This window comes from Afipia sp. GAS231, assembly GCF_900103365.1.
GTDB lineage: Bacteria > Pseudomonadota > Alphaproteobacteria > Rhizobiales > Xanthobacteraceae > Bradyrhizobium.
Window position 1 is genome coordinate 2,977,542 of the sequence record NZ_LT629703.1, and the last position, 26,587, is coordinate 3,004,128.

General features: G+C 62.8%; 10 protein-coding genes. 4 read left to right on the forward strand and 6 right to left on the reverse strand.

Annotation, left to right across the window (positions count from 1 at the left end; translation table 11 throughout):
• Positions 1 to 143: 143 nt before the first annotated feature.
• Positions 144 to 1,763, reverse strand: coding sequence for an ABC transporter substrate-binding protein (locus BLS26_RS14190; protein ID WP_244541990.1), 1,620 nt, complete (start codon positions 1,761 to 1,763; stop codon positions 144 to 146).
• A 247-nt stretch (positions 1,764 to 2,010) separates the two neighbouring features.
• Here BLS26_RS14190 and BLS26_RS14195 point away from each other — a divergent pair, with 247 nt between their 5' ends.
• The gene (locus BLS26_RS14195) at positions 2,011 to 3,618 is read left to right on the forward strand and encodes an ABC transporter substrate-binding protein (protein ID WP_092512035.1); all 1,608 of its coding nucleotides are present in this window, start codon (positions 2,011 to 2,013) and stop codon (positions 3,616 to 3,618) included.
• A gap of 178 nt (positions 3,619 to 3,796) precedes the next feature.
• Here BLS26_RS14195 and BLS26_RS14200 read toward each other — a convergent pair whose 3' ends face one another.
• On the reverse strand, positions 3,797 to 6,025 hold the full coding sequence (locus BLS26_RS14200; protein WP_092512037.1) for a CHASE2 domain-containing protein: 2,229 nt from the start codon (positions 6,023 to 6,025) through the stop codon (positions 3,797 to 3,799).
• Positions 6,026 to 6,113: 88 nt separating this feature from the next.
• The gene (locus tag BLS26_RS14205; protein WP_092512039.1) at positions 6,114 to 17,204 is read right to left on the reverse strand and encodes a VCBS domain-containing protein; all 11,091 of its coding nucleotides are present in this window, start codon (positions 17,202 to 17,204) and stop codon (positions 6,114 to 6,116) included.
• Between the two features lie 614 nt (positions 17,205 to 17,818).
• On the opposite strand from BLS26_RS14205, the gene BLS26_RS14210 reads away from it, so the two are divergent.
• The 3 genes from BLS26_RS14210 to BLS26_RS14220 all read left to right on the forward strand — a co-directional run bounded on the left by BLS26_RS14210 (position 17,819) and on the right by BLS26_RS14220 (position 22,299).
• Positions 17,819 to 18,637: a transglutaminase-like cysteine peptidase gene (locus tag BLS26_RS14210; protein WP_092512041.1), complete on the forward strand. Its 819-nt coding sequence runs from the start codon at positions 17,819 to 17,821 to the stop codon at positions 18,635 to 18,637.
• A gap of 118 nt (positions 18,638 to 18,755) precedes the next feature.
• The gene (locus BLS26_RS14215) at positions 18,756 to 19,871 is read left to right on the forward strand and encodes a lysozyme inhibitor LprI family protein (RefSeq protein ID WP_092512043.1); all 1,116 of its coding nucleotides are present in this window, start codon (positions 18,756 to 18,758) and stop codon (positions 19,869 to 19,871) included.
• A 253-nt stretch (positions 19,872 to 20,124) separates the two neighbouring features.
• Entirely contained in the window at positions 20,125 to 22,299 is a 2,175-nt protein-coding gene (locus BLS26_RS14220) for a PQQ-dependent dehydrogenase, methanol/ethanol family (protein ID WP_092512045.1), read from the forward strand.
• Between the two features lie 161 nt (positions 22,300 to 22,460).
• Here BLS26_RS14220 and BLS26_RS14225 read toward each other — a convergent pair whose 3' ends face one another.
• From BLS26_RS14225 to BLS26_RS14235, 3 genes are all read right to left on the reverse strand, one after another.
• Complete coding sequence (locus tag BLS26_RS14225; RefSeq protein WP_092512047.1) at positions 22,461 to 23,660, reverse strand: ABC transporter substrate-binding protein; 1,200 nt, start codon at positions 23,658 to 23,660, stop codon at positions 22,461 to 22,463.
• Between the two features lie 142 nt (positions 23,661 to 23,802).
• The gene (locus BLS26_RS14230) at positions 23,803 to 25,641 is read right to left on the reverse strand and encodes a long-chain fatty acid--CoA ligase (protein ID WP_092512049.1); all 1,839 of its coding nucleotides are present in this window, start codon (positions 25,639 to 25,641) and stop codon (positions 23,803 to 23,805) included.
• Positions 25,642 to 25,801: 160 nt separating this feature from the next.
• Positions 25,802 to 26,581, reverse strand: coding sequence for an ABC transporter ATP-binding protein (locus tag BLS26_RS14235; protein ID WP_092518038.1), 780 nt, complete (start codon positions 26,579 to 26,581; stop codon positions 25,802 to 25,804).
• Between the last annotated feature and the right edge of the window lie 6 nt (positions 26,582 to 26,587).

Here is a 26,587-nt window from a genome sequence, read left to right on the forward strand (position 1 = left end):
CTTGTGGGAGAAGGTGGCGCGGACGAAGTCCGCGCCGGATGAGGGGTTCTTTCGGGTGGAGAGAAACCCCTCACCCGTCTCAATCGCGCGGCTCGCGCGATTGATCCACCCTCTCCCACAAGGGGAGAGGGAAGAAAGCAACCCTACGGCGCGATCGATACCGGCGAGAAGTCGACGAACCAGCTCTTCGGCTGCACAAAGCCCTTGATCTTCGGGCTCATCGCGCGCGGGGCGACGTCGTGGGCGACGTAGAGGAATGCCGCGTCGTCGACCGAGGCCGCGTGCAGTTCGGCCAGCGCCGCGTCACGCGCCGCCGGCTCGAAGGTCTGGCGCGCCCTGGTCACCAGTTCGTCGAACTTGGGGTTGTTGTTGAAACCCCAGTTGTTCGACACCGGGGGCGCCATCGACGACTGCAGGAATCGCACCAGAGCGAAGAACGGATCCATCGCCGCATAGGTGACGTTGGTGGCATTGGCACCGTTGGCGGAAGGATCCTTGGCGCCGCGCCGCCAGTTGGTGAACAGCGTGTTCCATTCGATGACGTCGAGCTGGACGTCAAAGTAACATTCCGCCAGCGCCTGCTGCAGGTATTCGTTCATCGGCAGCGGCAACATCTGGCCCGAGCCGGACGCCGAGGTCTGGATCTTGACCGTGAGCTTCTTGGTCGGACCGAAGCCGGCTTCCTGCATCAGCTTCTGCGCGGCCGGCTTGTCGTATTTGATCTGGAAGGTCGGATTGCCGCGCCAGGGATGGCCGGGCTCGAAGGTGCCGGTGGCGGGCACCATCAGGCCGGCGAGCAGGCCGTCTTTGAGGCCTTCGCGATCGACGCAGAGATTGGCGGCCTTGCGTACCCTGATGTCGTTCCAGGGCGAACCTTCGACGCGGGAGAACTGCCACGGCCAGACATGCGGCTCCTCGTTGCTCTGGATCACAAAACCGCGCTGCTTGATTTCGGCAACCGCATCGGGGGCCGGCGCCTCGACCCAGTCGACCTGACCGGACAGCAGCGCCGCGGTGCGGGCGTTCGCCTCCGGCATCGGCAGCAGCACCATCTTGTCGACCTTGGGAACGCGCGCCTTATCCCAATAGTCGGCGTTTTTGGCCAGTTCGAGCCGCTCGCGCGGCGTGAACGCTGACATCTTCCAGGGGCCGGTGCCCGAAGCGTCCTTGGCGAACGCGGCCCAAGCCGCCTGCGATTTCGCCTTGGCATCGGCGCCTTCGGCGGCGTCAAACAGCTTCTGCCATTTCGCTGGGCTGGCCATGAACAGGTTGGTGAGGTTGATCGGCAGGAACGAGTCCGGCTCCTTGGTGATCAGCTCCACCGTCAGGTCGTCGATCTTCTTCGCCGACGCCAAGGTCGGCATGCGCGAGGCGGTGACGCCGACCTGGCTGGCGTCGAATTGCGGCGCATCCTGCTTCAGCACCTTCTCGACGTTCCAGACCACGGCGTCGGCGTTGAACGGCGAACCGTCGTGGAAGGTGACGCCGGGACGCAGCTTGAAGGTCCACTTCTTCTTGTCTTGCTCGTCCACTTTCCATTCGGTGGCGAGGCCGGGAATCATGACGCTCGCCTTGTCGGCCGAGGACAGGTCCCACATCGTCAGCGCGTCATACATCGTGAGGCCGGTGAAGCGGTTGCCCTCAAAGCCCTGGTCGGGCTGGCCGAGGGTGCGCGGAATATCGGCGGCCGTCATGCCGATCCGCAGCACGGATTCGGCCGAAGCCAGCGCCGGCACACCCACCACCAGGGCGGTCGCCAGCATCCATGCCGACACGGCCTTTTTCGAATTGACGATACGCATTTGCAGCAATCCCTTCTCACTTCGATGATTAATTCTTATGCAAAACTATGCAACGCCTGTGCCAAGGGAGGCGATTTTGCTACGATTGGCCAATTGGTCGCACAACTCCATGTGACCCGCCTGCGGAACGGGACGCAGTGCCTATTCTGGCATCAACCTTGCTTCGTTGGCATTAGGTATTTCGAATACTTCCAACGGAGTTTGACCCATGCGCACCCTGAAGACGATGCTTTTCGCTGCCGCGGCGCTGGCCACCGGCATCGGCCTGCCGGCGACGTCCGCGCACGCCGAATCCGTGGTGCGCTACGGCATTTCGATGGCCGACATCCCGCTGACGACAGGTCAGCCCGACCGCGGCGCCGGCGCCTATCAGTTCACAGCCTATACGATTTACGATCCGCTGGTGGCCTGGGAAATGGACGTCTCCGACCGGCCGGGCAAACTGGTGCCGGGCCTCGCCACCGAATGGAAGGTCGACGACAAGGACAAGACCAAATGGCGCTTCACGCTCCGCAAGGGCGTCAAGTTTCATGATGGCAGTGACTTCAATGCCGATGCGGTGATCTGGAATCTGGACAAGGTGCTGAACGACAAGGCACCGCAGTTCGACAAGCGCCAGAGCGCGCAGGTCAAGACCCGCCTGCCTTCGGTCGCCAGCTACGCCAAGATCGACGACGACACCGTCGAGATCACGACCAAGAAAGTCGACTCGTTCTTTCCCTACCAGATGCTCTGGTTCCTGGTCTCGAGCCCGACGCAATATGAAAAGCTCGGCAAGGACTGGGACAAGTTCGCCAGCCAGCCGTCCGGCACCGGGCCGTTCAAATTGACCAAGCTGGTGCCGCGCGAACTCGCCGAACTCACGAAGAATCCGGACTACTGGGACAAGAAGCGGATTCCGAAGACCGACAGACTGGTGCTGATTCCGATGCCGGAAGCGCTGACCCGCACCAACGCGTTGCTGGCGGGCCAGGTCGATCTGATCGAAACCCCGGCGCCGGACGCGGTGCCGCAGCTTAAATCCGCCGGGATGAAGATCGTCGACAACATCACCCCGCATGTCTGGAACTATCACCTGAGCGTGCTGCCCGGCTCGCCCTGGACCGACGTGCGCCTGCGCAAGGCGCTTAACCTCGCGATCGATCGCGAAAGCGTGGTCGGATTGATGAACGGTCTCGCCAAGCCCGCCAAGGGCCAGGTCGACCCGTCGAGCCCGTGGTTCGGCAAGCCCTCCTTCGACATCAAATACGATCTCGCCGAGGCCAAAAAGCTGGTGCAGGAAGCCGGCTATTCGAAGGACAAGCCGCTGAAGGCCACCTTCATCATCGCGCAAGGCGGCACCGGCCAGATGCTGTCGCTGCCGATAAACGAATTCCTGCAGCAGAGCTTCAAGGAAATCGGCATCGAGATCGACTTCAAGGTGGTCGAGCTCGAGACACTCTATACGCACTGGCGCAAGGGCGCGGCCGACGAGATGAACGCCGGCATCACCGCCAACAACATCGCCTATGTGACCTCGGATCCGCTCTACGCCATCGTCCGCTTCTTTGCCTCCGACCAGATCGCGCCTGTTGGCGTCAACTGGGGCGGCTACAACAACCCGAAGGTCGATGCGCTGATCAACGAAGCCAAGGAAACCTTCGATACCGCCAAGCAGGATGAGTTGATCGCGCAAGCGCATTCGCTTGTCGTTGACGATGCGGTGCTGGTGTGGGTGGTGCACGACACCAACCCGCATGCGCTGTCGCCGAAGGTGAAAAAGTTCGTGCAGGCGCAGCACTGGTTCCAGGATCTGACGCAGATCGGGCTGGAGTGATTTCACACCGTCGCGCGCTTATCCCTCCCCCTTGTGGGGAGGGTGGCGCGTAGCGCCGGGTGGGGGTAGCGCACGGCAGCGCGCGAACAGTCTTTTCGCGGAGGCAGCCCCCCACCCGTCACATCGCTCGCTTCGCTCGCGATGTGCCACCCTCCCCACAAGGGGGAGGGATAAGCAACTACTTCGTCAGCAGCGCGAACGCGCCGTTCCAGTCGTCCGGCGGCGGGTTTTTCATGTAATCGCGGATGCGCGCCTCGTACAGATCATAGAGCAGCTCCAGCGAATGGGCATCGTCGGTGCGGCGGCCGCGTTCGATCGCGGCGAGCGCGCCTTCCCAGTCGCGGGCTCTATAACAGGCCAGCATCTCGATGGTCAGGTTGCGCAAGCGCTGGAAACGGCCGGATTGCGCGGTGTCCTCGCGGCCGGCGATGGCATAGATCACCTCCGGCTCTTTCTTGCCCTTCACCATGATGAAGTCGAGTTCGAGGATCGCGAATCTCTCCTTCGCCGCCATCGCGGTCTTGGAGCCGATGATGATCGGAAAGCCGTATTCCTTGGTCTGACCTTCAAGCCGCGAGGCGAGGTTGACGCTGTCGCCGAGCACCGAATAGTTCTTCTTCAGATCGGAACCCATGTTGCCGACCACGCCGATGCCGGTGTTGAGACCGACGCCGACATTGAGCGGGATATAGATGTGGCCGCCTTCGGCGGCTTCCTGCTCGCGCTGCTTGTTGACCACGTCTATCTTCTCGAGCATCTGGATCGCGGCTTCGCAGGCATTGATCTCATGCAGCGCGTCGTCGAGCGGCGCGTTCCAGAACGCCATGATGGCGTCGCCCATATATTTGTCGATGTAGCCCTTCTGCTCCATGATGACGTCGGTCAGCGGAGTCAGGAAGCGGTTCATCAGCGTGATGAGCCCCTGCGGATCGTGCTTGTAGGATTCCGAGATTGAGGTGAAGCCGCGGACATCAGAGAACATGATGGTCATCTCGCGCTCCTCGCCACCGAGCACGAGCTTTTCCGGCGAGTTCGCCAACTGCTCGACCAGCACCGGCGACATGTACTGCGCGAACTGACCGCGGATCTGTTTTCGCTGCTGCTGTTCGCGCACGAAACTGGAGAAGATCAGCGTCAGGTAAATCGCCGTGGTCGACATCAGCGGATAGGTGAAATCGATCAACAGCCGGTGCTGCGTGTAGAAATACCAGGACGTGCCGATCAGAGCGGTTGCGAACACCGCGCCCAGCGCCACCAGCGTAATCGGCCCGAACGAAGGCGCAAATGCGATCACCAGCAGTCCGAACAGCAGCGCCGTGGTAAACTCGACCACAATGCCGTAGATCGGCGTCGAGATCAGCGCACCGGTCAGGGCGCTCTCCAGCACCTGAGCATGGATCTCGACCCCGGGCATGGCGCGCGACACCGGCGTGGTCTTGATGTCGTTGAGGCCGACCGCCGAGGTTCCGATCAGCACCAGCTTGCCGGCGATCATGTCCGGCGCGACGGTCTTTTCCAGCACGTTGATGGCGGGGACATAGATCGAGGCGTCGTTGCGGGCGTAGTGAACCCAGAGCTGGCCGTTGTGGTCGGTTGGAACCTGCAGACCGCGGATGCCGATGCTGGTGATGCCGGCTTTCTCGGCCTTGATCAGGATTGTGCCCGAGCCGGTCGCGACCCGCAGCATCTCGAAGGTCAGCGACGGCATGGTCTGGCCCTGCGCCTGCATGATCATCGGCACCCGCCGCACGATGCCGTCGCGTTCGGGCCGGATCGTGAACAGCCCGCGTCCGGCGGCGGCATGCTCCAGCACCGGCACGTTGCGCAGCAGGCCGGGGAAATCGAACATGAAGCGCTGCGGCTCCTCGCCCAGCATTGCGAGCCCGGTCACCGGCAGCGTCTTGTCGAGCGCGGTGATCTCCTCCGGCAGACCGGATTCGCCGAGCACCACGCGCGACGCCTTGATGGCATCGGCGAAAACCTGATCGTTGCTCGGCAGCAACCGCAGTTTTTCGCGGGTCGCCTCGTCGAGATTGCGGAAGGTATCCGCGGCGATATTCGGATTGAGGCGGTCGGGCTCGGAGAATACGGCGTCGAACGCGATCACGACGGCGCCGAGCCGCGTCAGTTCGGTGATGAGGTCGGCGATCCGGGTGCGCGGCCACGGCCACTGCCCGAGCTTTTCCATGCTTTTGTCGTCGATATCGACGATGGTGACCGGCCTGACGGCCTTCTTGCGGGGGTCGAAGCGCTGGAAGGTATCGAAGGTCCGGACCCTGATCTCCTCGACCGGCGACGGATCATAAATCCGGAAAGCCGCAAACAGCACCAACAGCGCAAGACACGCCAGCCGGGCGTAGCCGAACCGCCGCTTGAACCACCGCCGCAATATCCGAAGTCGCTTCATGGCATCGATTGATGGCTTAACCGGCGCCGTCAGACAAGCCGGATGATGTCGGTGTCACGGAATTAGCGCGAAATCGCAAATCGCGGCGCTAGGTAATATGCGGCGACACGATGAAGTCGCCCACATGCAGGTTGTTGAGGGCCACGTTCTTGAGGGTAACGGCGTCGTTGCCGTCCAGCGTGACGAGGACATCAGCGGAATTTGTCGGCGACACGCTGGCGTGAGTTGTCAGCCAGGCCGAGAGGTTGGACGAGTTGACGGTGCCTGAGAATGCCCGCAGGTCGATGTGGTCCTGACCCGGCGTAAAATCGGTGATCGTGTCGGAATTGGCATTGGATGAGGGCTTGAACACGAACTGGTCGGCGCCCGCGCCACCGGTGAGCGTGTCGTTATTGCCGGTCGTAAAAATAACGTCCTTGCCGGCAGTCCCTATCAAATTGGTGTCGCCCGTGTCGCCCTGGTTGAAGATGAAATGCACCGTGTCGGAGGCGCCGAAGCTGTCGGTGACGGTGAACGTGACCGAGTCGGTGTTCGGCTGGTCGCCGTCAGTATCGGGGTCGGGGTTGTAGACGATGCCGTGGCTCAGCGCCGTGTTGATGTCCGCCAGGGTAGCTCCCGGCCCCGTCGCCGACGGCGTCACGGTGCTTTCCGGAGCCGCGCCTGTTGTCGCGCTCAGCGTGAAGGTGTCGGAAGAGTCGGCATCGGAAACGTACAAACCGGAAACCGTCGTCGTGCCGTTGTCGTGATTCTCGGTGACATGGAACTGGTCGGTCGAAATTACGGGGGCATGGTTGGGACTGTAGGTCAGAAGGATCGCATCGTCCTGGCCGGCGCCGTTGCCGCCATTGGTGAAGCTCTTCGATTCGCCCGCGACATAGAGATTATGTCCGTCAGTCGTGATCGAGTTGAAGGCATCATACAGTGCGCCGCCATAGGTGGTGGTCGACACGACGCTTCCGTCCGCCGTGTTGATCTCCATCAGCACGCCGTCGGTATTGCCGCCGCTGGTGGTCGAGCCGACGACATAGAGATGACCATCGAGCGCAACCGCGCCGGTAAGCGCATCGGCGCCGCTGCCGCCGAAGCTCTCGCTCCAGGCGATCGAACCATCGGTATTGTACTTGGCGATCAGGAAGTCGCCGCCGTTGCTGTTGACGTTGCCGACGGCGTAGAGCTCATTGCCAATGGTCGCGACACCGTTGAACCCTGCCGACGCTCCTGCCGTGTTATCCTCGTGCATGACGACCGAGCTGAGGTTGTGGCTGGCGGTCCAGACCGTCGCATGCCCGTATGTGTCACCCAGGTTCGGATGGGAGGAAGAGCCGACCACCCAGATTGCGCCGTTCCAATCGACTGCGGCGCTGGCGTTTGAGCCGCCCGGATTCGAAGGCGAAGCCAGAGAATCGGCGACAGAATGCAGCAGAGTGCCGCTGCTGTTGTATTCGGCGATGATGTACCCGCTATAGCTTTGCGGCTGGCCGGAACCGAGGGCGTAGAGGACGGTGTTGCCGTCCTGCGTGGTGGCGAGGACGTTCTGGAACAACTCGACGCCGTTATAGCCAAAGAAATTGTTCGCGGCATAGCCGGTTGCCGGGGCGGGACTGCCGCCCGCGGTGCCATTGGTGTTGAAGAGCGCGAGGATGGACTTGTCTTCTTGTCCGCCGACGCTGTCGTGCGTCAGGCCCGCGCTCGGATGACTGCCGCCGACCGCATAAATCGTGCTGGCATCGGCGGCGACGCCGGCGAAGAACCCGTAGGACCAGGAATCCGAGAAATTCTGCGTCGGCGCGCCGGAACCGGTGGTAAAGCCCACGACCGTTGAGTGATCGGACGAGGTCTGCGTGATCGGTGCGTTGTAGGTCAGATACAGGTGACCGCCATTATAGGTGACCGCCGTCGCGGCCTGGTCGCCGGCGCCGCCGAGGAAGGTCGCGTCGACCAGCTGGATGGCCGATCCTGACGACGCCACGTCGATGGTCGAACTGGCGCTGGCGGAGAGATCGCCGCCGCCGGTATTGCCGTTGTCGTGAATCGCCAGCGTCAGCGCGACGGTTGCCGCGGATGGGCCGGCATTGTCATTGTAGACGACGGTGCCGGTGCCGCTGTTGAGCAGCGCGTTGATCTGCGCGACCGTACCGGAGAACGACACCGAACCGGAACCGTTGCCGGTGACGTTGGTGACGCCGCTGTCGCCGGCGCCGATCGTGATGATGCCCTGGCTGGCTGACAGCGTCGCGGTCTCGATCCCGCTGCCGCCGTCGACGTCGCTGACGGAAAGCCCGGTATTATGCAGGCTGAGATCGCGCTGTGCGGTCGCGCTGTAATGCGCCGAAGGCGCCGAAGCCACCGGCGCGTCGTTGACGGCTGCGACATTGAACGACACCGTTGCCGTCGAGGTCAGGCTGCCGTCCGTGACCGTGTAGGCAAAGCTGTCAGCGCCGTTGTAATTGGCGGCCGGATGATAGGTGACGATGTTGCCGTTGAGGCTGACGGTACCGCCATGCGCGCTGGTGGAACTGACGGAGGCGACCGTCAGCGTGGAGTCGACATCGGTGGCGTGGGCGAGCAGTTGCGCGGTGGTCAGCGTGGTGCCGGTATCCTCGCGGAAGGCCTCCTGGCCGGTCTGGCCGCCCCATTCCTCGACAAAGTCGCGACCGCCCGCGGCATCCGGCGCATCGTTCCAGCCGCCGTTGGGAGAATCATCGACACCCTCGATATGAACATATTCGGTTGCGCCGAAGCCCCCATTGGGTTCGCCCGCGCGCCAGTGCGTATAGTCGAAAGCGGTTCCTGCTTCAGGCCCCGTCAACCAGGTGAAATGGCCCGCGCCGGTGTCATCATCGGTAGCTCCGCCGCCGAGCCATGCACGATTTCCCGTCGCGAGCGTCGCGACGAAGTCCTGCTCGGCCTGGCTCGTGATGGTGGCAAGATAGGCACCATCGCTCTGCGCTGCGGCGTTGGCATTACTCCAGCTCAAACTGGTCGTGACCAGGCGATAGTAATGACCGTTTTCGGTATCAAGTATCCACCCGGCGCCGGAGGGCGCCGCGTTGGAGATCGAGAAATTATTCGCCACAGGCGCGTCGTTGGTGCCGACGATGTCGATGCTCACCAGCTGCGTGGTGCTGCCGCCGTGATTATCGGCTACCTTGACCGTAAAACTGTCGGCCAGATGCTCGCCGGCCCCAAGCGCGTCCACCGCGCCGCTGTCGCTGACCGTGTAGGTCCACTTGCCGGTAGCCGGATCGACGCTGGCCGTGCCGTACGACGCTGCGGCGCCTGACAGCGAGAACGAATGCGTGTCTGACGTGTCGACGTCGGTGTAGGTGATCGTCCCGGTCGCCGTCATCTCGGCGCCATGCGTCGGGTCGCCCTCCGACACCGTACCGCTGGCGACCGTCGTCGCCGCGTTGATCACCGGCGCGTCGTTGGTGCCGACGATGTCGATGCTCACCAGCTGCGTGGTGCTGCCGCCGTGATTGTCGGCGACCTGGACCGTGAAGCTGTCGGCCAGATGCTCGCCGGCCCCAAGCGCGTCCACCGCGCCGCTGTCGCTGACCGTGTAGGTCCACTTGCCGGTAGCCGGATCGACGCTGGCCGTGCCGTACGACGCTGCGGCGCCTGACAGCGAGAACGAATGCGTGTCTGACGTGTCGACGTCGGTGTAGGTGATCGTCCCGGTCGCCGTCATCTCGGCGCCATGCGTCGGGTCGCCCTCCGACACCGTACCGCTGGCGACCGTCGTCGCCGCGTTGATCACCGGCGCGTCGTTGGTGCCGACGATGTCGATGCTCACCAGCTGCGTGGTGCTGCCGCCGTGATTGTCGGCGACCTGGACCGTGAAGCTGTCGGCCAGATGCTCGCCGGCCGCAAGCGCGTCCACCGCGCCGCTGTCGCTGACCGTGTAGGTCCACTGCCCGGTGACCGGATCGACGCTGGCGGTGCCGTACGACGCGGCAGCGCCCGACAGCGAGAACGCGTGCGTGTCGGTCGTGTCCACGTCCGTATAGGTGATGGTTCCGGTCGCCGTCATCTCGGCGCCATGCGTCGGGTCGCCCTCCGACACCGTACCGGCGGCGACGGTCGTCGCCGCATTGATCTCCGGCGCGTCGTTGTGGCCAGTGATGGTCACAGTCACCGTCGCGTCGGTGGTCTTGCCCTCTTTGTCGTTCAACGTGACCGTTGAGGTGATCGTGAGCGTCTCGCCCTCGGCCAGGAAATCCAGCAAATCGTCGGCAATCGAATAGGTCCAGCCGACGGTTCCGTTGTTGGTGTTGCCCAACTGCGTCAGCGTCAGCGCATTCTCGATGGCCGTGAGTTCCGGCGGCGGCCCGAGGTCGGTGACGTGATTGGCAGCGATCCAGCTCACGGATTGAGCCGTGACGGTCGCGGTCGGCCGGTCCAGCAAGTCGATATCGGAGAAGTGCAACGTGCCGCCAACCGAATCCGGAGCCGACGATCGGGTCGTGGTCAACTGCTCGTCAATCGAACCCGTTTCCGACGTTTCGGCGAAGGCCGGCGCGTCGTCCGCGGCGTTGAAGGTGATCAATGTGTGCGTCGCGTCGCCGGCCCCCGCCAGGTGCGCGTGGCTGTAGTCGCCGACCAGCGTCATGGCGATCGAATCGTTGCCATGGAAGATCGTCAGCGCGCCGTTGACAAAGGTCGCGGTGGTCGTCGCATCGTAGGCGATGCTTTGCAGGTCGATTTCGTCGGTCGCGGCGAAGCCGACGATGCTGCCGCCAAAGCTTGAGCCATCGATCTTGAACACGGCATTGTCGCCGTTGAACGCGACCGTCTGGCTGTCGGAGCCGTTGAGTTCGAACGTGGCGCCGCCGTCGATCTTGACCGAGCCGGCGCCGGAGATCGAGCCGGAGATCTTCAAGCTGCCGCCGGTCACCTCGATCGTGCCGTCGTTGGTGAGGGAGGAGAGCCCCGAAATAACCGAGGTGTGGCTGCTTTCGATGGTTCCTGCATTGGCAAGGGTGCTGACGCCCGTAAAGGTGCTGGTCCCGTCCAGCGACCAATCGCCGTGGAGTTCGTTGGTGAACGTCGCATTTCGCGCGATGATATTGCCGGTCAGATGACCGAAATTGTCGATCGTCGCCGTAGCGGCGCCGGTGGTCTGGGCGTCGATCGCCGCCACACCGCCGGTGACCGAGCCGTGATTGGTGATGCTGACGTTGCCGCCATCCTTCCCGAATGCGCCAACGCCGAAACGCGGGCCGTTGATGACGGCACCGTCTTCAACCGTGATCGTGACCGTGCCTGTGCCCCAATTGTACCCGCGGATGCCATCGGTGCCGGCAGCCGCGGTAATCGATGCGTAGTCGTCGATGATGACATTGCCATGCACATTATTGTGCACAGCTCCATCGAGATAATATCCGGCGAGGATACCAGCCGCGGGGTCACCGCTGCCGCTGCGGATCGATCCCGAGGTGATGGTCCCGCGGGCGAGAACGTAAACCTGGGAGGTGGACGGCGCCGCAGCGGCGGAACTGTTCGCCGAGATGCCCGAACCGCCGGAGTGGATGGTGATCCCGTCGGCGGTGCTGACGCTGACATTGCCCGTGCCGTAATTATAGGCCCCGATGCCCACGCCATCCCCGATGGGCGTGTTGGTCAGGCCCAGCGCGGTGATATCGCCGGCGCTATCGTCAACCGTGACGTTGCCGACCCCGTAATTGAAGGCGCGGATGCCGTCGCCGGCGGCGGCCGTGATCGTGGCGGAATTGGTGACGGTGACGTCGCCGTAAACACCGGTCGTCGGAGTACCGTTGAGTGAATAATAGCCTGCATTGATGCCGGCGGGAGACGAGCCGTTCAGATTGCTGGTCGTGCCGGAGTTGATCGAGCCGTTTGCGGTAAGTGCGATCGTGCTGTGGAACGCAGACCCGATGGCCGCGTCGAAATTGACAAGGCTGATGCCGGTGCCGCCGGAATTGATGACGCTGCCCGGATCCGTGACCGCGGAGATGCTGCCGGTGCCGTAGTCCTCGGCGCGAATGCCGAATTGCACGCCCGCCGTGACGGCGCCCGCGGATTCGATCGCGATATCGCCGCTGCCCTGGGTGGCCGCCTTGATGCCGTTCTGGCCGCCGCTGACGCCGCCGAGTTGCGTGACCGTGACCTTGCCGGCGTTGGCCGCGTCGAGGTTCTCGGCCAAAATCCCGATCGATCCCGCGCCGGTCCCGGTGATGCTCTTGGCGGTCTCGACGTCGATCTTGCCGGAACCGTTCGCGCCGATCCGCGCGATGATGCCGTCGCCGGCCTTGCCCGTGACACTGCCTGTGGGATCGACCGCGATATCGCCGAACCCGTTCTGGACCACGACGATGCCGTTCGCAGCGCCGTTGATCGTGCCGCCTGGCGTCAATGTCACCTTGGCGGGATCGAGCGACGTGCCTCCCGACGAAGTAAAGTCGAGCGCATCGCCGGTCGTTGTGACGATGCTGCCCGTCCCGGTGATCGAGAAGGCGCCACCGACCGACGAAAGTCCGGCGATCGTCCCGATAAACTGAAGGGCGGTCGAATCGAGCTCGAGCACGGCGCCATCGCCCGTGAAGGTAAATGTCTGACCGTCCGCCCCGGCGAGTTGCAGCGTTGCGCCGGCATCAATGATGACCGTTCCCGCTCCGCTCAGTCCACCCGCAAGATCCAGCGTACCGCTGACAACTTCGATGGTCCCGGTATTGGTGACATGCGCGGTGATCGTGCTGAGGCCCGTAACATTGTCGATGATGCCGGAACTGGCGATCGCTCCGCCGGTGATGCTGCTGCCGTTCAGCATCAAAGCGTCGCCGGCATCGACCGTCAGCTGGCTGCCCGTGACCGTGGTTCCGTTGTCCAAGACGAGCTGACCTACCGGACCGGCGCTTCCATCTACCTCAATGCTCGTGCCCGATACGGCGACATGGTCGAGCGTGAGCTTGATCCCATGATCGATCTTGAGGCTGCCGTTGTTGAGGCTGGCATTCTTGATCGTACTGTCGCCGGCCACCTCGATATTGCCGCCGAGAATGTGAGAAGCGGCATCGGTACTGTAGTCGTTGATCGTGCCGCCGCTGATCGTAACGTCGTTCAACGTCAGGATCTGGCCGCCGTCGACCTGGATCGTGCCGTTGTTGTTGTTGACGCTGTCGTCCTGCAGCGTCGCCGATCCCGAGACTTCAAGTGTGCCGTTGTTGGTAACCGCACCAAGCAATGCGCTCGAGGCGCCCTTGATGGTGGCGCCGCCTTGCAGCTTCACGGTGTGGTCGGTCTCGACGCTCGAATTGTCGGTGATGGTGCTGCCGTCGACCGTCACGCCGTCGAGCTTCAGTTGGGCGTCCGCCGTCACCGAACTGGTGCTCAGCGTCGCGCCGCCGTTGATGGTGCTCGCCACTGCCACGTCGATGGTGCCGGCGCCGTCGACCGCGCCGCCGCCGATCGTGGTGTTCTTCAGCGTCAACGTGTCATCGACCTGGATCGTGCCGCCGTTGCTGACGGTGTCGTTGAGCAGCGTCGCCGGACCGGTGACCTGCAGCGTCCCGTTGTTGGTGACCGCGCCGCCCTTGATGGTGGCGCCGCCCTGCAGCTTCACGGTGTGGTCGGTCTCGACGCTCGAATTGTCGGTGATGGTGCTGCCGTCGACCGTCACGCCGTCGAGCTTCAGTTGGGCGTCCGCCGTCATCGAACTGGTGCTCAGCGTCGCGCCGCCGTTGATGGTGCTCGCCACTGCCACGTCGATGGTGCCGGCGCCGTCGACCGCGCCGCCGCCGATCGTGGTGTTCTTCAGCGTCAACGTGTCATCGACCTGAATCGTGCCGCCGTTGCTGACGGTGTCGTTGAGCAGCGTCGCCGGACCGGTGACCTGCAGCGTCCCGTTGTTGGTGACCGCGCCGCCCTTGATCGTGGCGCCGCCCTGCAGCTTCACGGTGTGGTCGGTCTCGACCGTCGAATTGTCGGTGATGGTGCTGCCGTCGACCGTCACGCCGTCGAGCTTCAGTTGGGCGTCCGCCGTCACCGAACTGGTGCTCAGCGTCGCGCCGCCGTTGATCGTCGAGGCAACCGTCACGTCGATGGTGCCGGTGCCGTTGATGGCGTCGCCGCTGATCGTGGTGTCCTTTAGCGCCAGCGTCGTGCTGCCATCGACCTTGACCGTGCCGGCATTGGTGACGGTGTCGTCCTGGAGCGTCGCCGGGCCAGAGATCTCCAGCGTGCCGTTGTTGGTGACCGCACCCTTCGAGGCCGCCGAGACGCCCTTGATGGTGGCGCCGCCCTGCAGCTTCACGGTGTGGTCGGTCTCGACGCTCGAATTGTCGGTGATGGTGCTGCCGTCGACCGTCACGCCGTCGAGCGTCAGTTGGGCGTCCGCCGTCACATTGCCGGTGCTCAGCGTCGCGCCGCCGTTGATCGTCGAGGCCACCGTCACGTCGATGGTGCCGGTGCCGTTGATGGCGCCGCCGCTGATCGTGACGTCGTTCAGGGTCGCGATCTTGCCGCTGGAGACAGTTAGCGTCGCGCCGGTGTTGCTGACCGCGCCGCCGGTGATGGTGGTGCCATCGATGGTCAGCATCCGGCCGGGGTCCACCGTCAGCTGATGGTTGCCGAAGATGTCGTTGGTGATGCTGCCGGTGCCGGAGATCTCGATGGTGCCGAAGCTGGTGATCGAACCGCCGTCGATGCTACCGCCATTCAACACCAGCTTCGCGCCGCTCTCTACCTTGATCAGCCCGCCGTTGATGATGGCGATATAGTCGGTCAGGATACCGCCCGTCAGATCGACGACGCCGCCGGTGAGATTGGTAACGCTGCTGCTGTCTTTGAAGTCGCCGCCCTGGGCGAGGTTCAGTGTACCCGAGTTGGTAAGCTGACTGGTACCCTGGACCTCGATGGCGCCGCCGACGCTGATCGTACCGGTATTCTTGACAATCGAGTCGGCGAGCAGATCGAACGCACCGCTAATCTGCAGCGTGCTGTTGTTATCCAGCTCCGGGGGCGTGGTCCCGAAGTCGTTCATGGTCACGGTCTTGGCGAAGGCCGCGGCATTGATCGTGACCGGATAAAAGGGTGTCAGTTTCTGCAACTGATTGGTGATGATGATGGCATCATCCGTTCCCGTGGGAACGTTTCCGGTTTCCCAATTCGCCGCGTCGTTCCAGTCTCCGGTCGAGCCGGACTGCGTTGTGGCGATCCAGACCACCGCCGGCGTGTTGTTGCCGGTGATCGTGACAGTGATGTCCTGCGTGGATGTCGCTCCCTGCGAGTCCGTCACCGTTACGGTGTAGACCAGGGTGAGCGTGTCTCCCGGTGGCACGAAATCAGCAAGATATGCGCGCAGATCCGCCAGCGCCCAGCCGATCGTTCCGGTATTCTTCTGGGTGCTGTCGTTGCCGGCCGCGATCGATGCGGTGAGTGCAGTTTCGAATATTTTCAGGGGAGCCGGCGCCAGCGTCGAAATCTCGGCGCCGGAAAGCAAGGCGCTGGTCAGCTTCGTCGAGACCGTATGGGTATCGGTGAGGTCGACATCGGTGAAGGACAGCGTTCCCGAGGTGGCATCGCCCGTCGTCAGGAAGGGGCCCGGCGTCGTGGTGCCGCCGGTAAACGAAATGTGCTGTGGCCCGGTGGTGATCACAGGCGCATCGTTGGTGCCGGTGATCGTGATCGTGAACGTAACTTCCTTGGATTCGTTGTTCAGCGCGAAGTTGTTGTCGACATGCGCGGTGTAGGTCAGCGTCAACACTTCGCCGGCGGCGAGAAAGTCGAAGGCGCCGTCGGCGATGTTGTAGGTCCAGGTAGCCACGCCGTGATTGATGCTGGTCGGATCCTGCGTCACGACCAGCGGCGCTTCGACGGCATGGATCGCCGCCAGTTGCGCCGCGGTCAGCGTCGCGGTGACGTCGGTGTGGCCAGCGTTCTGATAGGTAAAGGAAGTGAACTTGGTCGAGACGGTCGGAACGTCGCCCGGGTTGATGTCGGCATAGGCGACCGTGCCGCTCACGCTGTCGATCGCGGCGCTGCCGGTGGTCAGCGTGCGTTCGGCGGTGGTGCCGTCGTGGGTGACAACCTCCGGCGGCCCGGGAATATGATCGCGGCTGCTCGGATTGGCGCTCTTGGACGGGTCGGTTGCCTTGTCTGCAACGTTGACCGTCAACACCTTGACAGCCACGTCCTCGCCGCTCGCCGTTTTGAGGGTCAGGAATTGCTGAGTGATCGAGTCGGTGAAATTGGTGGCGGTCTTGGTATTCGGGTTGTTGAGGTCGGAAAACTTCAGCGCAAAGACGTCGGTGATGATCTTTTGCGCGTCGGCCGACAGTTGCGCCGATGACAGGAAGTTGACGCCGCCCTGGCCGTTGACGATCGTCTGCGTTCCCGCCTGGTTGACGGTCGCGATCGGCGTCAGCGTGGTCTTGTCGAACAGGATGTAGGAGCCGGTGGTGCCGTCCGGCTCCACCAGCACCTGGAATTTCGCCGGCGGCGCGCTACCGTTGGCGGGCACCGTGAAGTCGATCTCGACCAGCACCGCGGTGCCGCGGATGCCCATGGTGGCGACCGGCGTGTCGACCTTCATGTCGCCATGCTTGGCGGTGGCGCCGGCGACGAACGAGATGGTGCCCTGCACCAGGCTGATCAGCGATTTGTTGTCCGACCCGTTGGGGTCGTAGATCATCTCGTTCAGCACCATCTTGGCGTTCGACGCCAGACCGAACACGGTGCCGTCGATGAAGGTGATGCCGAGCGTCGAATCGGATCCGGACGCGACTACGTCGCCTTTGTTGACGTTGTCGCCCTGGTTCAGGATGATCGACACGCCGTTGCGGATCGCGGTCGCGGTTCCCGTCAGCTTGGTGACGTGACCGATGACCTGGGCCACGCTGGCGCTGCCGTCGGCCTGCGCAAACTGGGTGTGCCCGGTCAGCGCGTTGATAATGTCGCCGGTGAGATGGGCGCCATCGGGAGAAGCCAGCGCCGCGCGCTTCTCGCCCTTGAAGTAATCATGCAGGACCACTTCATGGCCGTCGCCGGACACGACGAGATCGACGCCGGCACGCTTGAAGTCGCCGGTGAAAAGCAGGTGCGCATCAGAAATAACAATAGCGTCGGCCGGCGCATGGCCCGAAACGGTTCCCGAATAGAGGTGCGAGCCGGGGTGAGCACCCTGGGCGTCAGGCGTCAGGTCGGTGAATTTGCCGGCCAAGCTCAAAATGGCACCGTCGCCGCTATGGTTAAATCTTATACAATATCAATTGTCTAAGCTTGCATATCATCGGAACGTTTGTTCCGAAACTATCCATTGCTTGTGCAAGCCAAGTCGGCCGAGCCACCCAAGACCCGGTCTTCTTGAGATTCCTTAGAAAGTAGCAAGTATTAGATGCCACAACGGCAACAATACACCGTTACCTTCGAGGTTGAAGTAACAATACTGTGGTATTCGAAGTATAAAATGTGAAGCCTATACTTCTCACTTCTTTCCTCGAATGCCGCACTGCAATTTGACGACATTTTTCAAGTTGAAACTGTGAGCGAGGTAACAAATCACGCGATTCTTAACGAATTAGCCATATTAACTGGAAATCAAGGATAAGGCGCAGTTAAGGCAAGCCTGTTGCACGGAAACCCGTGTGCGCCGCAACAACCGATAAAATTCTACCGATTCCGGCGAGACCACCTTTAGGCCGTTTCTTGCTTTCCGGCCAGCACCCTCCGGTCTTAAGCAGACGAAAACCTCCCCCACCCATCCTGACGCCAGCGAAATGACCCGGTCACGTGCAGGCTCTACAAACCTGCCGATGCCCGGGCGAGAGGCGTCAGATGGTGAAGTCGGTTCAATTCCGTGCGTTGCGTGCGCTTATCGTTGCCTGTGGCGTGGCCTGGTTCGGACCCGGCGCACCCGTAACTGCCGGAACGTTGCTTTCGCCGGGGCCTGCGACCCTGATCCGGAAGTCGGCCGAGCCGTTCGGGCTTTCCGCAGCCTCCCTCACCTATGGCGGGCTCTACGACAAATGGCAGGGCGTGCAACGCCGTCTCGAAGATGAATTGGTGCAGCTCGCGCTGTGCGAGGGCGATCCCGACCGCTGCGCGTCGCCGGCCGCGCTGAAATTTCTCGCCATTGTCGATGCCGCCAGGCTTCGCGAAGGCCGCGCCCGGATCGGCGAGGTCAATCGCGCGATCAACCTCGCGATCCGCCCGGTGAGCGATTTCACCCAATATGGCCAGATCGACGTCTGGAGTTCGCCGCTGGCGACGCTCGCCAGGGGCGGCGGCGATTGCGAGGACTACGCGATCGCGAAATACGTCGCGTTGCGCCTCGCCGGCATCGCGCCCGACGACCTGCGAATCGTGGTCATGCACGACACCATCCATGCCGAGGATCACGCGGTGGCCGCCGCACGGCTCGATGGCCGCTGGCTAACGCTGGATAACAACCGCATGATGATGGTCGAGGATACCAATATCAAGAATTACCGGCCGACCTTCGTGATCGACCAGCAACAGGTGATGCGATACGCCGACACGCCCCTGCTCGCCAACGCGACCGGGCCGGTCCCTGCAGTACCGCTTGCCGTGAGTTCGCTCGTCCGCCCCGGCCAGATCGTGTCCGCCGGCGAGGTCCCGGCGCAAGCCGATTGACAAACATCCCCCCAGCAATTTCATTGCGCGGCGAAGGCTGAGAGGCCATCACGGCGCGAGGTTGCTTTTTGCAGCCTTTGCGTCGCCTCTCCTGGTCTTCGCTGGGGCGGGCTTCCGAATGCGCATCATCATGCTGGCTGCCGCGGCAGCCCTGATCGGGACGGCGTTTTCCGTCCGCGCCGAAGGTACGCCCGAATCCGACCGTTCGCTGCGCGACGCCCTGCCGCTGTTCGAGACCAATCGCTGCGCCGAGATCAGGGACACCGCGGCGCAACTATTCTGTGGCGATCCCGAACTGCGGAGCGCCGGCACGCGGCTGAACGTCGCGGTGCAGGAGCGGCTGAACCGGATCGCCGACCGCCGGATGGCGATCGAAGAGAATGTCGAATGGATCGCAAGCCGCAACCTGAGTTGCGGAATCTTCGACCGACAAAGCACGGCAAACCTGCAGGTCGCCCCGGTCAAGGCCTGCCTGCTGAAGCAAACCGAAGAGCGAATCGCGATCCTGAACGATCCGAATTTCGATTGCCTCGCCAACAGCACCACCGCCGGCATGCTGATCTGCGGCGATCCCGATTTGGCGATCGCCGACAAGGAACTCAACGGCCATGTTCTCGCTCTGGCCGGCAAGCTGAAAGAGGACGAGGCCAATGCTGCGTTCAGCGAGTATGCCAGGTGGGTTCGTTCGCGCGACCGCAAATGCGACCTGGACGACAAGGACAACGTGCCGCTGGCCGAATTGCTGCCCGCGGAGACATGCCTGTCGGCCCAAATCAACCGCAAGATCGCCGAGATGATCGCGGCCAAAGGCGATCCGAAACGGGTGTTCAGCCGATCGACCGTCGCGGCAACTCCGGACGAAGACGCGGTCGATCTCTGCGTCGCGCAGATTCACGCCGCCAATACCTGCGGCGATTTCCTGCGGGTCAGCCGCATCATCCAGATCGACACCGAGGTGTCGGCGGAACAGGCGCTGGTCACCGCCGAAGTCGAGATGAAGGTGCTGTCGCCATTCGCCGTCTGCAGCCCGGTCGCCTCGAACTGCACCGGGACCTGCTGGGACCTGCGATCGGGGCAGGCCAAGTCCGCGCCGGGAAACCGCGAGAGCATGCCGATCGCGCACCGGCTGCGGATCGAAAAATCGTTCGCGTTTCAGAAAACCGGCGACGGCTGGCGCTGCAATACGCCGGCGTTGCAGCCGATCGAACTCGGGGTCGCACTGCGCGGTCCGTAAACAGTGCGCACCACGTCGTGGCGCACAGGCTTGCATACAAAATACCGGATCTCACTCAATTTGAATCGCCCCACGATGCTGCGGTGCATCCGGATGCGCGCCGCATCCGGATGCGCGCCGCATTCCGTTTGGCGAAAACATGACGACACAAATTTTCTCTTTTTATTTTCGTTCTCCACCTCTGATTGACGCCGTCATTCACACCGGCATACCATCGCGACAGATCCGCTAGAGATCGTTGGGAGGGATACGAATGACACGTTCGCCGCGCGTTGATTCCGCTTGCCGCTTTTTCCCCGAAGTCACCGCCAGCCTGCACCGGCCCGCGCGTCTAACGCAGGCCGCAATCGCGATCGGTCTCGGTCTTGCGCTATCCGCCGGCACGGCCTTGGCGCAAACCAAGGGATCCGCCGATCATATCAAGGCCGTCACCTCGGCGGTCGACAGCGCCTCCATCAAGGCCAACACGGCGACATCGAACGACTGGCCGACCATTGGCCTCGACTACGCCGAGACCCGCTTTTCCAAGCTCAACCAGATCAATACCGACAACGTCAAGAAACTGGGACTGGTGTGGAGCTACAGCCTCGAGTCGTCGCGCGGCGTCGAGGCGACGCCGGTCGTGGTCGACGGCATCATGTACCAGACCGCGTCGTGGAGCGTGGTGCACGCCATCGATGCGCGCACCGGCAAGAAGATCTGGGGTTACGATCCCGGCGTCGATCGCGAGAAGGGCTACAAAGGCTGCTGTGACGTCGTCAACCGCGGCGTCGCGGTCTACAAGGGCAAGGTGTTCGTCGCCGCCTATGACGGCAGGCTGATCGCGCTCGATGCGGCCACCGGCGCCAAGGTGTGGGAAAAGGACACCCTGATCGATCACGATCATTCCTACACCATCACCGGCGCGCCGCGCGCCTTCAACGGCAAGGTCGTGATCGGCCAGGGCGGCGCGGAATATGGCGCGCGCGGTTACGTCACGGCCTACGACACCGAGACCGGCAACCAGGCCTGGCGCTGGTTCACGGTGCCCGGCGATCCGTCAAAGCCGTTCGAAGACGCTTCGATGGAAGCGGCCGCCAAGACCTGGGATCCCTCGGGCAAATACTGGCTCAATGGTGGCGGCGGCACGCCGTGGGACACCATGACCTACGATCCTGATTTGAACCTCGTCTTCATCGGCACCGGCAACGGCGCGCCGTGGAATCGCAACGTGCGCAGCCCGTCCGGCGGCGATAACCTCTATCTGGCGTCACTGGTGGCGCTGAATGCCGATACCGGACAATACGTCTGGCACTATCAGGAAACCCCCGGCGATCACTGGGACTACACCTCGACCCAGCCGATGATCCTCGCCGACATCAATATCGACGGCGCGCCGCGCAAGGTCATCCTGCATGCGCCGAAGAACGGCTTCTTCTTCGTCATCGACCGCACCAACGGCAAGTTCATCTCGGCGAAGAATTTCGTCGACGTGAACTGGGCCACCGGCTACGACGCCAACGGACGGCCGATCGAAGTGCCGGCAGCGCGCGGCGATGCGCCTTACGACAGCATTCCCGGTCCGTTCGGCGCCCATAACTGGCATCCGATGTCGTACAATCCGCAAACCGGCCTCGTCTATCTGCCGGCGCAGGGCGTGCCGCTCAATCTGACGCCGGAAAAATCGGTCGTGCAGAATGCGCCGACGCCCGGCAAGTTCGGCGGCACCACCGGCTGGAATGTCGGCTTCGTGCTCAACGGCGAACCGCCGAAGGCCCCGGCGTTCGGGCGGCTGGTGGCGTGGGATCCGGTCAAGCAGAAGGAAGCCTGGCGCGCCGAATATGTCGCGCCGTGGAACGGCGGCACACTGACCACCGCGGGCAATCTGGTGTTCCAGGGCACCGCCGACGGACGCTTCATCGCCTACAACGCCACCTCGGGCGAAAAGCTCTGGGAGACACCAACCGGAACCGGCGTGGTCGCGGCGGCCTCGACCTATATGATCGACGGCAAGCAGTATGTCTCGGTCGCGGTCGGCTGGGGCGGCGTGTTCGGCATCTCGCAGCGCGTCACCGAACTGCAGAGCCCGGGCACGGTCTATACCTTCGCGGTCGACGGCAAGGCGCCGCTGCCGTCGTTCGTAAAATACCAGACCGAGGGACTGCTCGCGGGCGTCAAGTATGACCCGAAGGACGTACCCGACGGCACCGCGATCTATGTCGCCGCCTGCGCCACCTGTCACGGCGTGCCCGGCGTCGACAAGGGCGGCAATGTCAGGAACCTTGGCTACGTCTCGCCGGAGACCATCACCAACCTGAAGGACTTCGTCTTCAAAGGCCCGTTCCGCGACCAGGGCATGCCGGACTTCTCGGGCAAGCTGACGGAAGCGGACGTGGTGAAGATCCAGGCCTTCATCCAGGGCACCGCCGACGCGATCCGGCCGAAGTGACGGTACCGTCATTCCGGGGCGATGCGAAGCATCGAACCCGGAAGTTCGAACTTCCGGGTCTGGTCCTTCGGACCATCCCGGAATGACAGCACTCTCCAAACAAAAAGGGCTGCGCGAGATCATCGCGCAGCCCTTTGTCGTTGGAAGGAGAGACCAACCCGTCAGAACATCAGGCCGTCCTTCATCAGCACCCAACGGCCCTTCTGGACCTGCTGAACCTGGGTGATGGTGTTGGCGAGATGATCGGTCTTGGAGAACTTGGTCGGCGGCGAGTTGAAGATATCGAGGAACTTGTCGCCGCCCTCCAGTGCGTCGAGCATCTTCTGACCGTTCAGATCCTTGCCCGCCTTGTTGGCATAGAAGGCAAAGGTCTCGATCGCGTTGTAGCCGATGATCGCCTGCGTGTTGGCGTCGGTGCCGAACATCTTCTTGTAGTTCGCCAGCCAGTCCTTGACCTTGCCCTTGGCTGTATCCTCGTAGGGAATTTCGAAGCCGGAAGCCGCATAGAGGCCCTCGACCGCGTCCTTGCCCAGCGTCGGCACTTCGAGCACGTTGGTCGGGGTGGCGCCGAGGAAGGTGACGTCCCAACCGAGCTTCTTGGCCTCGCTCATCGCACCGATGGTCTCGCGGATCACGGTGCCGAGCACGACGAGATCGCAGCCGTCGGACTTCATCTTGGCAACCTGCGCTGAGAAGTCGGATGCGCCGCGCTTGTAGCTGGTCACCGAAGCCGCCGGGACCTTCATCGCCGCCAACTGCTGGGTGAAGCCGTCAAGCACGTTCTTTCCGTACTCGTCGTCCTGATGCATGATGCAGGGCTTGGCGAATTTCTTGGCCTCCATCATCCATTTCAGCGCCGCCCGCGTGCTCTCGACATAGGGCAGCAGGTTGTTGAACTTCAGGCGCTCCTGCGGCTTGGCCGGGTCGAACTTGAAGGTGAATTCGGCCGCCGTCAGCGGGAACAGTTGCAGCACGCCGGCGTCGAACAGGATGTCCTGCGCGGCGAGCACGGTCGGCGAACCCATCGGGCCGATCATGGCGAAAATCTTGTCGCGCTCGACCATCTTCTGCGATGCCAGCACCGCCTTCTTCGGATCGTAGCCATTGTCTTCGAGGATCATCTTGATCTTGCGGCCCTGGATGCCGCCCGCGGCGTTGATTTCCTCGACCGCCATCTTCATGCCGTTGGAAACCGGAACGCCCCAGACCTTGATCGGGCCGGACAGGTCCTGATGGGTGCCGATCACGATCTCGCTAGCCGAGATGCCTTCATTGGTAACCTTGGTCTGGGCTGCGGCCGGCAGATGGGTCAGCGCAAGGGCGCTCACCGCAAGGCCCAACACCCTTAACGATTTCGACATTGCAAACTCCTCCTCTTGGCCCGTGTTGAGCGAAGGCTGGGGCCTTACGATCCTTCGCCGTTTTTCAAAAATTCCGGTTCAAATCCTTTTTTTGAGCATGACCTCTCGGAAAACCGGTTTCCACTTTTCCGGGTCATGCGGCTCACGCCACCGCCCGTTCGCGATACATGGCGTCGATCTCCGCGGCGTAGCGCTGGTTCACGAAGCTGCGCTTCAACTTCATCGTCGGCGTCAATTCCTCGTCCTCGGGCGTCAACTGGCGCTCGATCAGGAAGAAGCGCTTGATGGTCTCGACCCGCGCGAAATTGCCGTTGACCGCCTCGATCTCGCGCTGGATCAGGTCCTGGATCTCGGCCGCGCGACACAGGCTGGCATAATTGGTGAACGGAATGTCGTGATCCTGCGCGAACTTCTCGACATTCTCCTGATCGATCATGACCAGGCAGGTCAGATACGGCCGCTTGTCGCCGATCACCACGGCATCGGAAACGTAGGGCGAGAACTTCAACTGGTTCTCGATTTCCGACGGCGTGATATTCTTGCCGCCGGAGGTGATGATGATGTCCTTCATCCGGTCGGTGATCTTGATGAAGCCTTCATTGTCGATCGAGCCGACGTCGCCGGTGTGCAGCCAGCCCTTGGCGTCGATCGTCTCGGCGGTCTTTTCCGGCTGGTTCAGATAGCCCATGAACAGGTAATCGCCCTTGATCAGGATTTCGCCCTGCGGGGAAATCGCGACCTCGCCCCAGGGCGCTGCCTTGCCGACCGAACCGAGCTTGATGCGATCGAACGGCATCACCGTAGCGACGCCGCAATTCTCGGTCTGGCCGTAGACCTCGCGCATGTCGAGGCCGAGCGCGAGATACCAGCGAATCAGATCCGGCGCGATCGGCGCGGCACCGGTGAAGGCCAGCCGGCAGCGGTCGAGCCCGAGCATGCGGCGGATGTTGCGGAACACCAGCCAATAGGCGGCGCGATTGGCCAACTGCAACGACAGCGGCGGCGTGTCACCTTCCAGCCGGTATACCGTCATGCGATGGCCGATGGCGAGCGCGTGACGGTACATCCAGTTCTGGAATCCCGTGGCATCCTTCAAGGCGATCGTGATGCCCGAATAGAATTTTTCCCAGATTCGGGGCACCGCGAGGAAAGCGGTCGGCTGCACCTCGCGCAGATTGTCCGGCACCGTTTCCGGGCTTTCGGCGAAATTCATCACCGATCCCAGCGCCAGCGACAGGTAATAGCCGCCGACCCGCTCGGCGACATGGCACAGCGGCAGGAACACCAGCCGCTCCTCGGCATCCGTCGACGGGAACAGGTCGTTGGCGTGGCGCATCTGATGGGTGACGCTGCGGTTGGAATGCATCGCACCCTTCGGCGGGCCCGTCGTGCCCGACGTGTAGACCAGAATGGCGAGATCGTTGGCGCCGCGGCCGCCGACCATCGTGTCCCACAGCGCCTCGTTGCCTTGGGCGTGGTTGCGCCCGAGCGCCATGAATTCGGCCAGCGACAGCACCATCGGATCGATGAAGCCGGCGAGGCCCTCCATGTCGAACACGATGATCTTCTGCAGGGTCGGGCACCGCGCGCGGCAGGACAGGATCTTGTCGAGCTGCTCCTCGTCTTCGGCGAAGATCACTTTGGTCGCGGAATCGTTGACGAGATATTCGACCTGGACCGACGAATCGGTCGGATAGATCCCGGACGAAACACCGCCGGCGCAGAGGATGCCCATGTCGGCATACACCCACTCCGGCACCGCGTTGGAAATGATCGAGGCGACGTCGCCGGGCTTGAAGCCGATGGCGTGCAGGCCGTAGGCGATGTCTTTGGAGATCTGCAGCCATTGCCGCCAGCTCGTCGGCTGCCAGATGCCGAACTTCTTTTCGCGGATCGCAGGCTTATCGCCGCGCGTCTCCACGCCGAGCAGAAAACTCTTTGCGATCGTGTCGGCGACCGTCAGCACTGCCGGTCTGGCCATGCTTCCTTCCTCCCTCTCTCGCCTGCCCCGAACGCCGTTAACCGGTCTTTTTTCGAAGCAGGCCCCGAATTTAGCCCCAACCCGTTCAGAACGCCATGCGCTTAACTGTCATCCTTACGGCCAATGCCTTCGCCGCCGCCACGCCTTTGCCGCCAAGCCTCTACCGCCAGGTCTTTTTCTTCTTCCAGCGCCGCTCGCCGCGGGCGCCCTCTTCCTTGGCGCCGAGATAGAATTCCTGGATGTCCTTTGAATTCATCAGCCGATCGCAGGTGTCGTTCATCACGACCCGGCCGATTTCCAGCACATAGCCGTAATGCGCCGTCTCCAGCGCGACCTTGGCGTTCTGCTCGACCAGCAGGATCGACATGCCCTGCTCCTCGTTGACGCGCTTGATGATGGTGAAAATCTCCCTCACCAGGATCGGCGACAGCCCGAGCGACGGCTCGTCCAGCAGCAGCAAGGTCGGCCGGTTCATCAGCGCCCGTCCGATCGCCAGCATCTGCTGCTCGCCACCGGAAAGCTGCCCGGCCGGCTGGTTGATCCGCTCGCGCAGCCGCGGGAAATATTCGAACACGCGCTCGAGATCCTCCGTGACGCCGTCTCGATCCTTCCGCGGATAGGCGCCCATCATCAGGTTTTCGTGCACCGAGAGGAACGGAAACACTTCCCGCCCCTCCGGCACATGGCTGAGGCCGAGCCGCACGATCTTGTCGGCTTCCATGCGCTGGATCGGCTTGCCCAGAAACTCGATCGAGCCCTTTTGCGGATCGAGAATGCCGGAGATGGTCTTCAGCACCGTGGTCTTGCCGGCGCCGTTGGCGCCGAGCAGCGTGACGATCTTGCCGCGCGGCACCTCGAGGCTGATGCCCCTGATCGCCATGATCGGCCCGTAGTAGCTCTCGATGTTGCTGAGCTTCAGGATGATGTCGGGTGCGCTCATGGCCTC

Coding starts and splice junctions, on each gene's coding strand:
- BLS26_RS14190 (WP_244541990.1), bottom strand. CDS start 1,763: ATGCTGGCGACCGCCCTGGTGGTGGGTGTGCCGGCGCTGGCTTCGGCC.
- BLS26_RS14195 (WP_092512035.1), top strand. CDS start 2,011: ATGCGCACCCTGAAGACGATGCTTTTCGCTGCCGCGGCGCTGGCCACC.
- BLS26_RS14200 (WP_092512037.1), bottom strand. CDS start 6,025: ATGAAGCGACTTCGGATATTGCGGCGGTGGTTCAAGCGGCGGTTCGGC.
- BLS26_RS14210 (WP_092512041.1), top strand. CDS start 17,819: ATGGTGAAGTCGGTTCAATTCCGTGCGTTGCGTGCGCTTATCGTTGCC.
- BLS26_RS14215 (WP_092512043.1), top strand. CDS start 18,756: ATGCGCATCATCATGCTGGCTGCCGCGGCAGCCCTGATCGGGACGGCG.
- BLS26_RS14220 (WP_092512045.1), top strand. CDS start 20,125: ATGACACGTTCGCCGCGCGTTGATTCCGCTTGCCGCTTTTTCCCCGAA.
- BLS26_RS14225 (WP_092512047.1), bottom strand. CDS start 23,660: ATGTCGAAATCGTTAAGGGTGTTGGGCCTTGCGGTGAGCGCCCTTGCG.
- BLS26_RS14230 (WP_092512049.1), bottom strand. CDS start 25,641: ATGGCCAGACCGGCAGTGCTGACGGTCGCCGACACGATCGCAAAGAGT.
- BLS26_RS14235 (WP_092518038.1), bottom strand. CDS start 26,581: ATGAGCGCACCCGACATCATCCTGAAGCTCAGCAACATCGAGAGCTAC.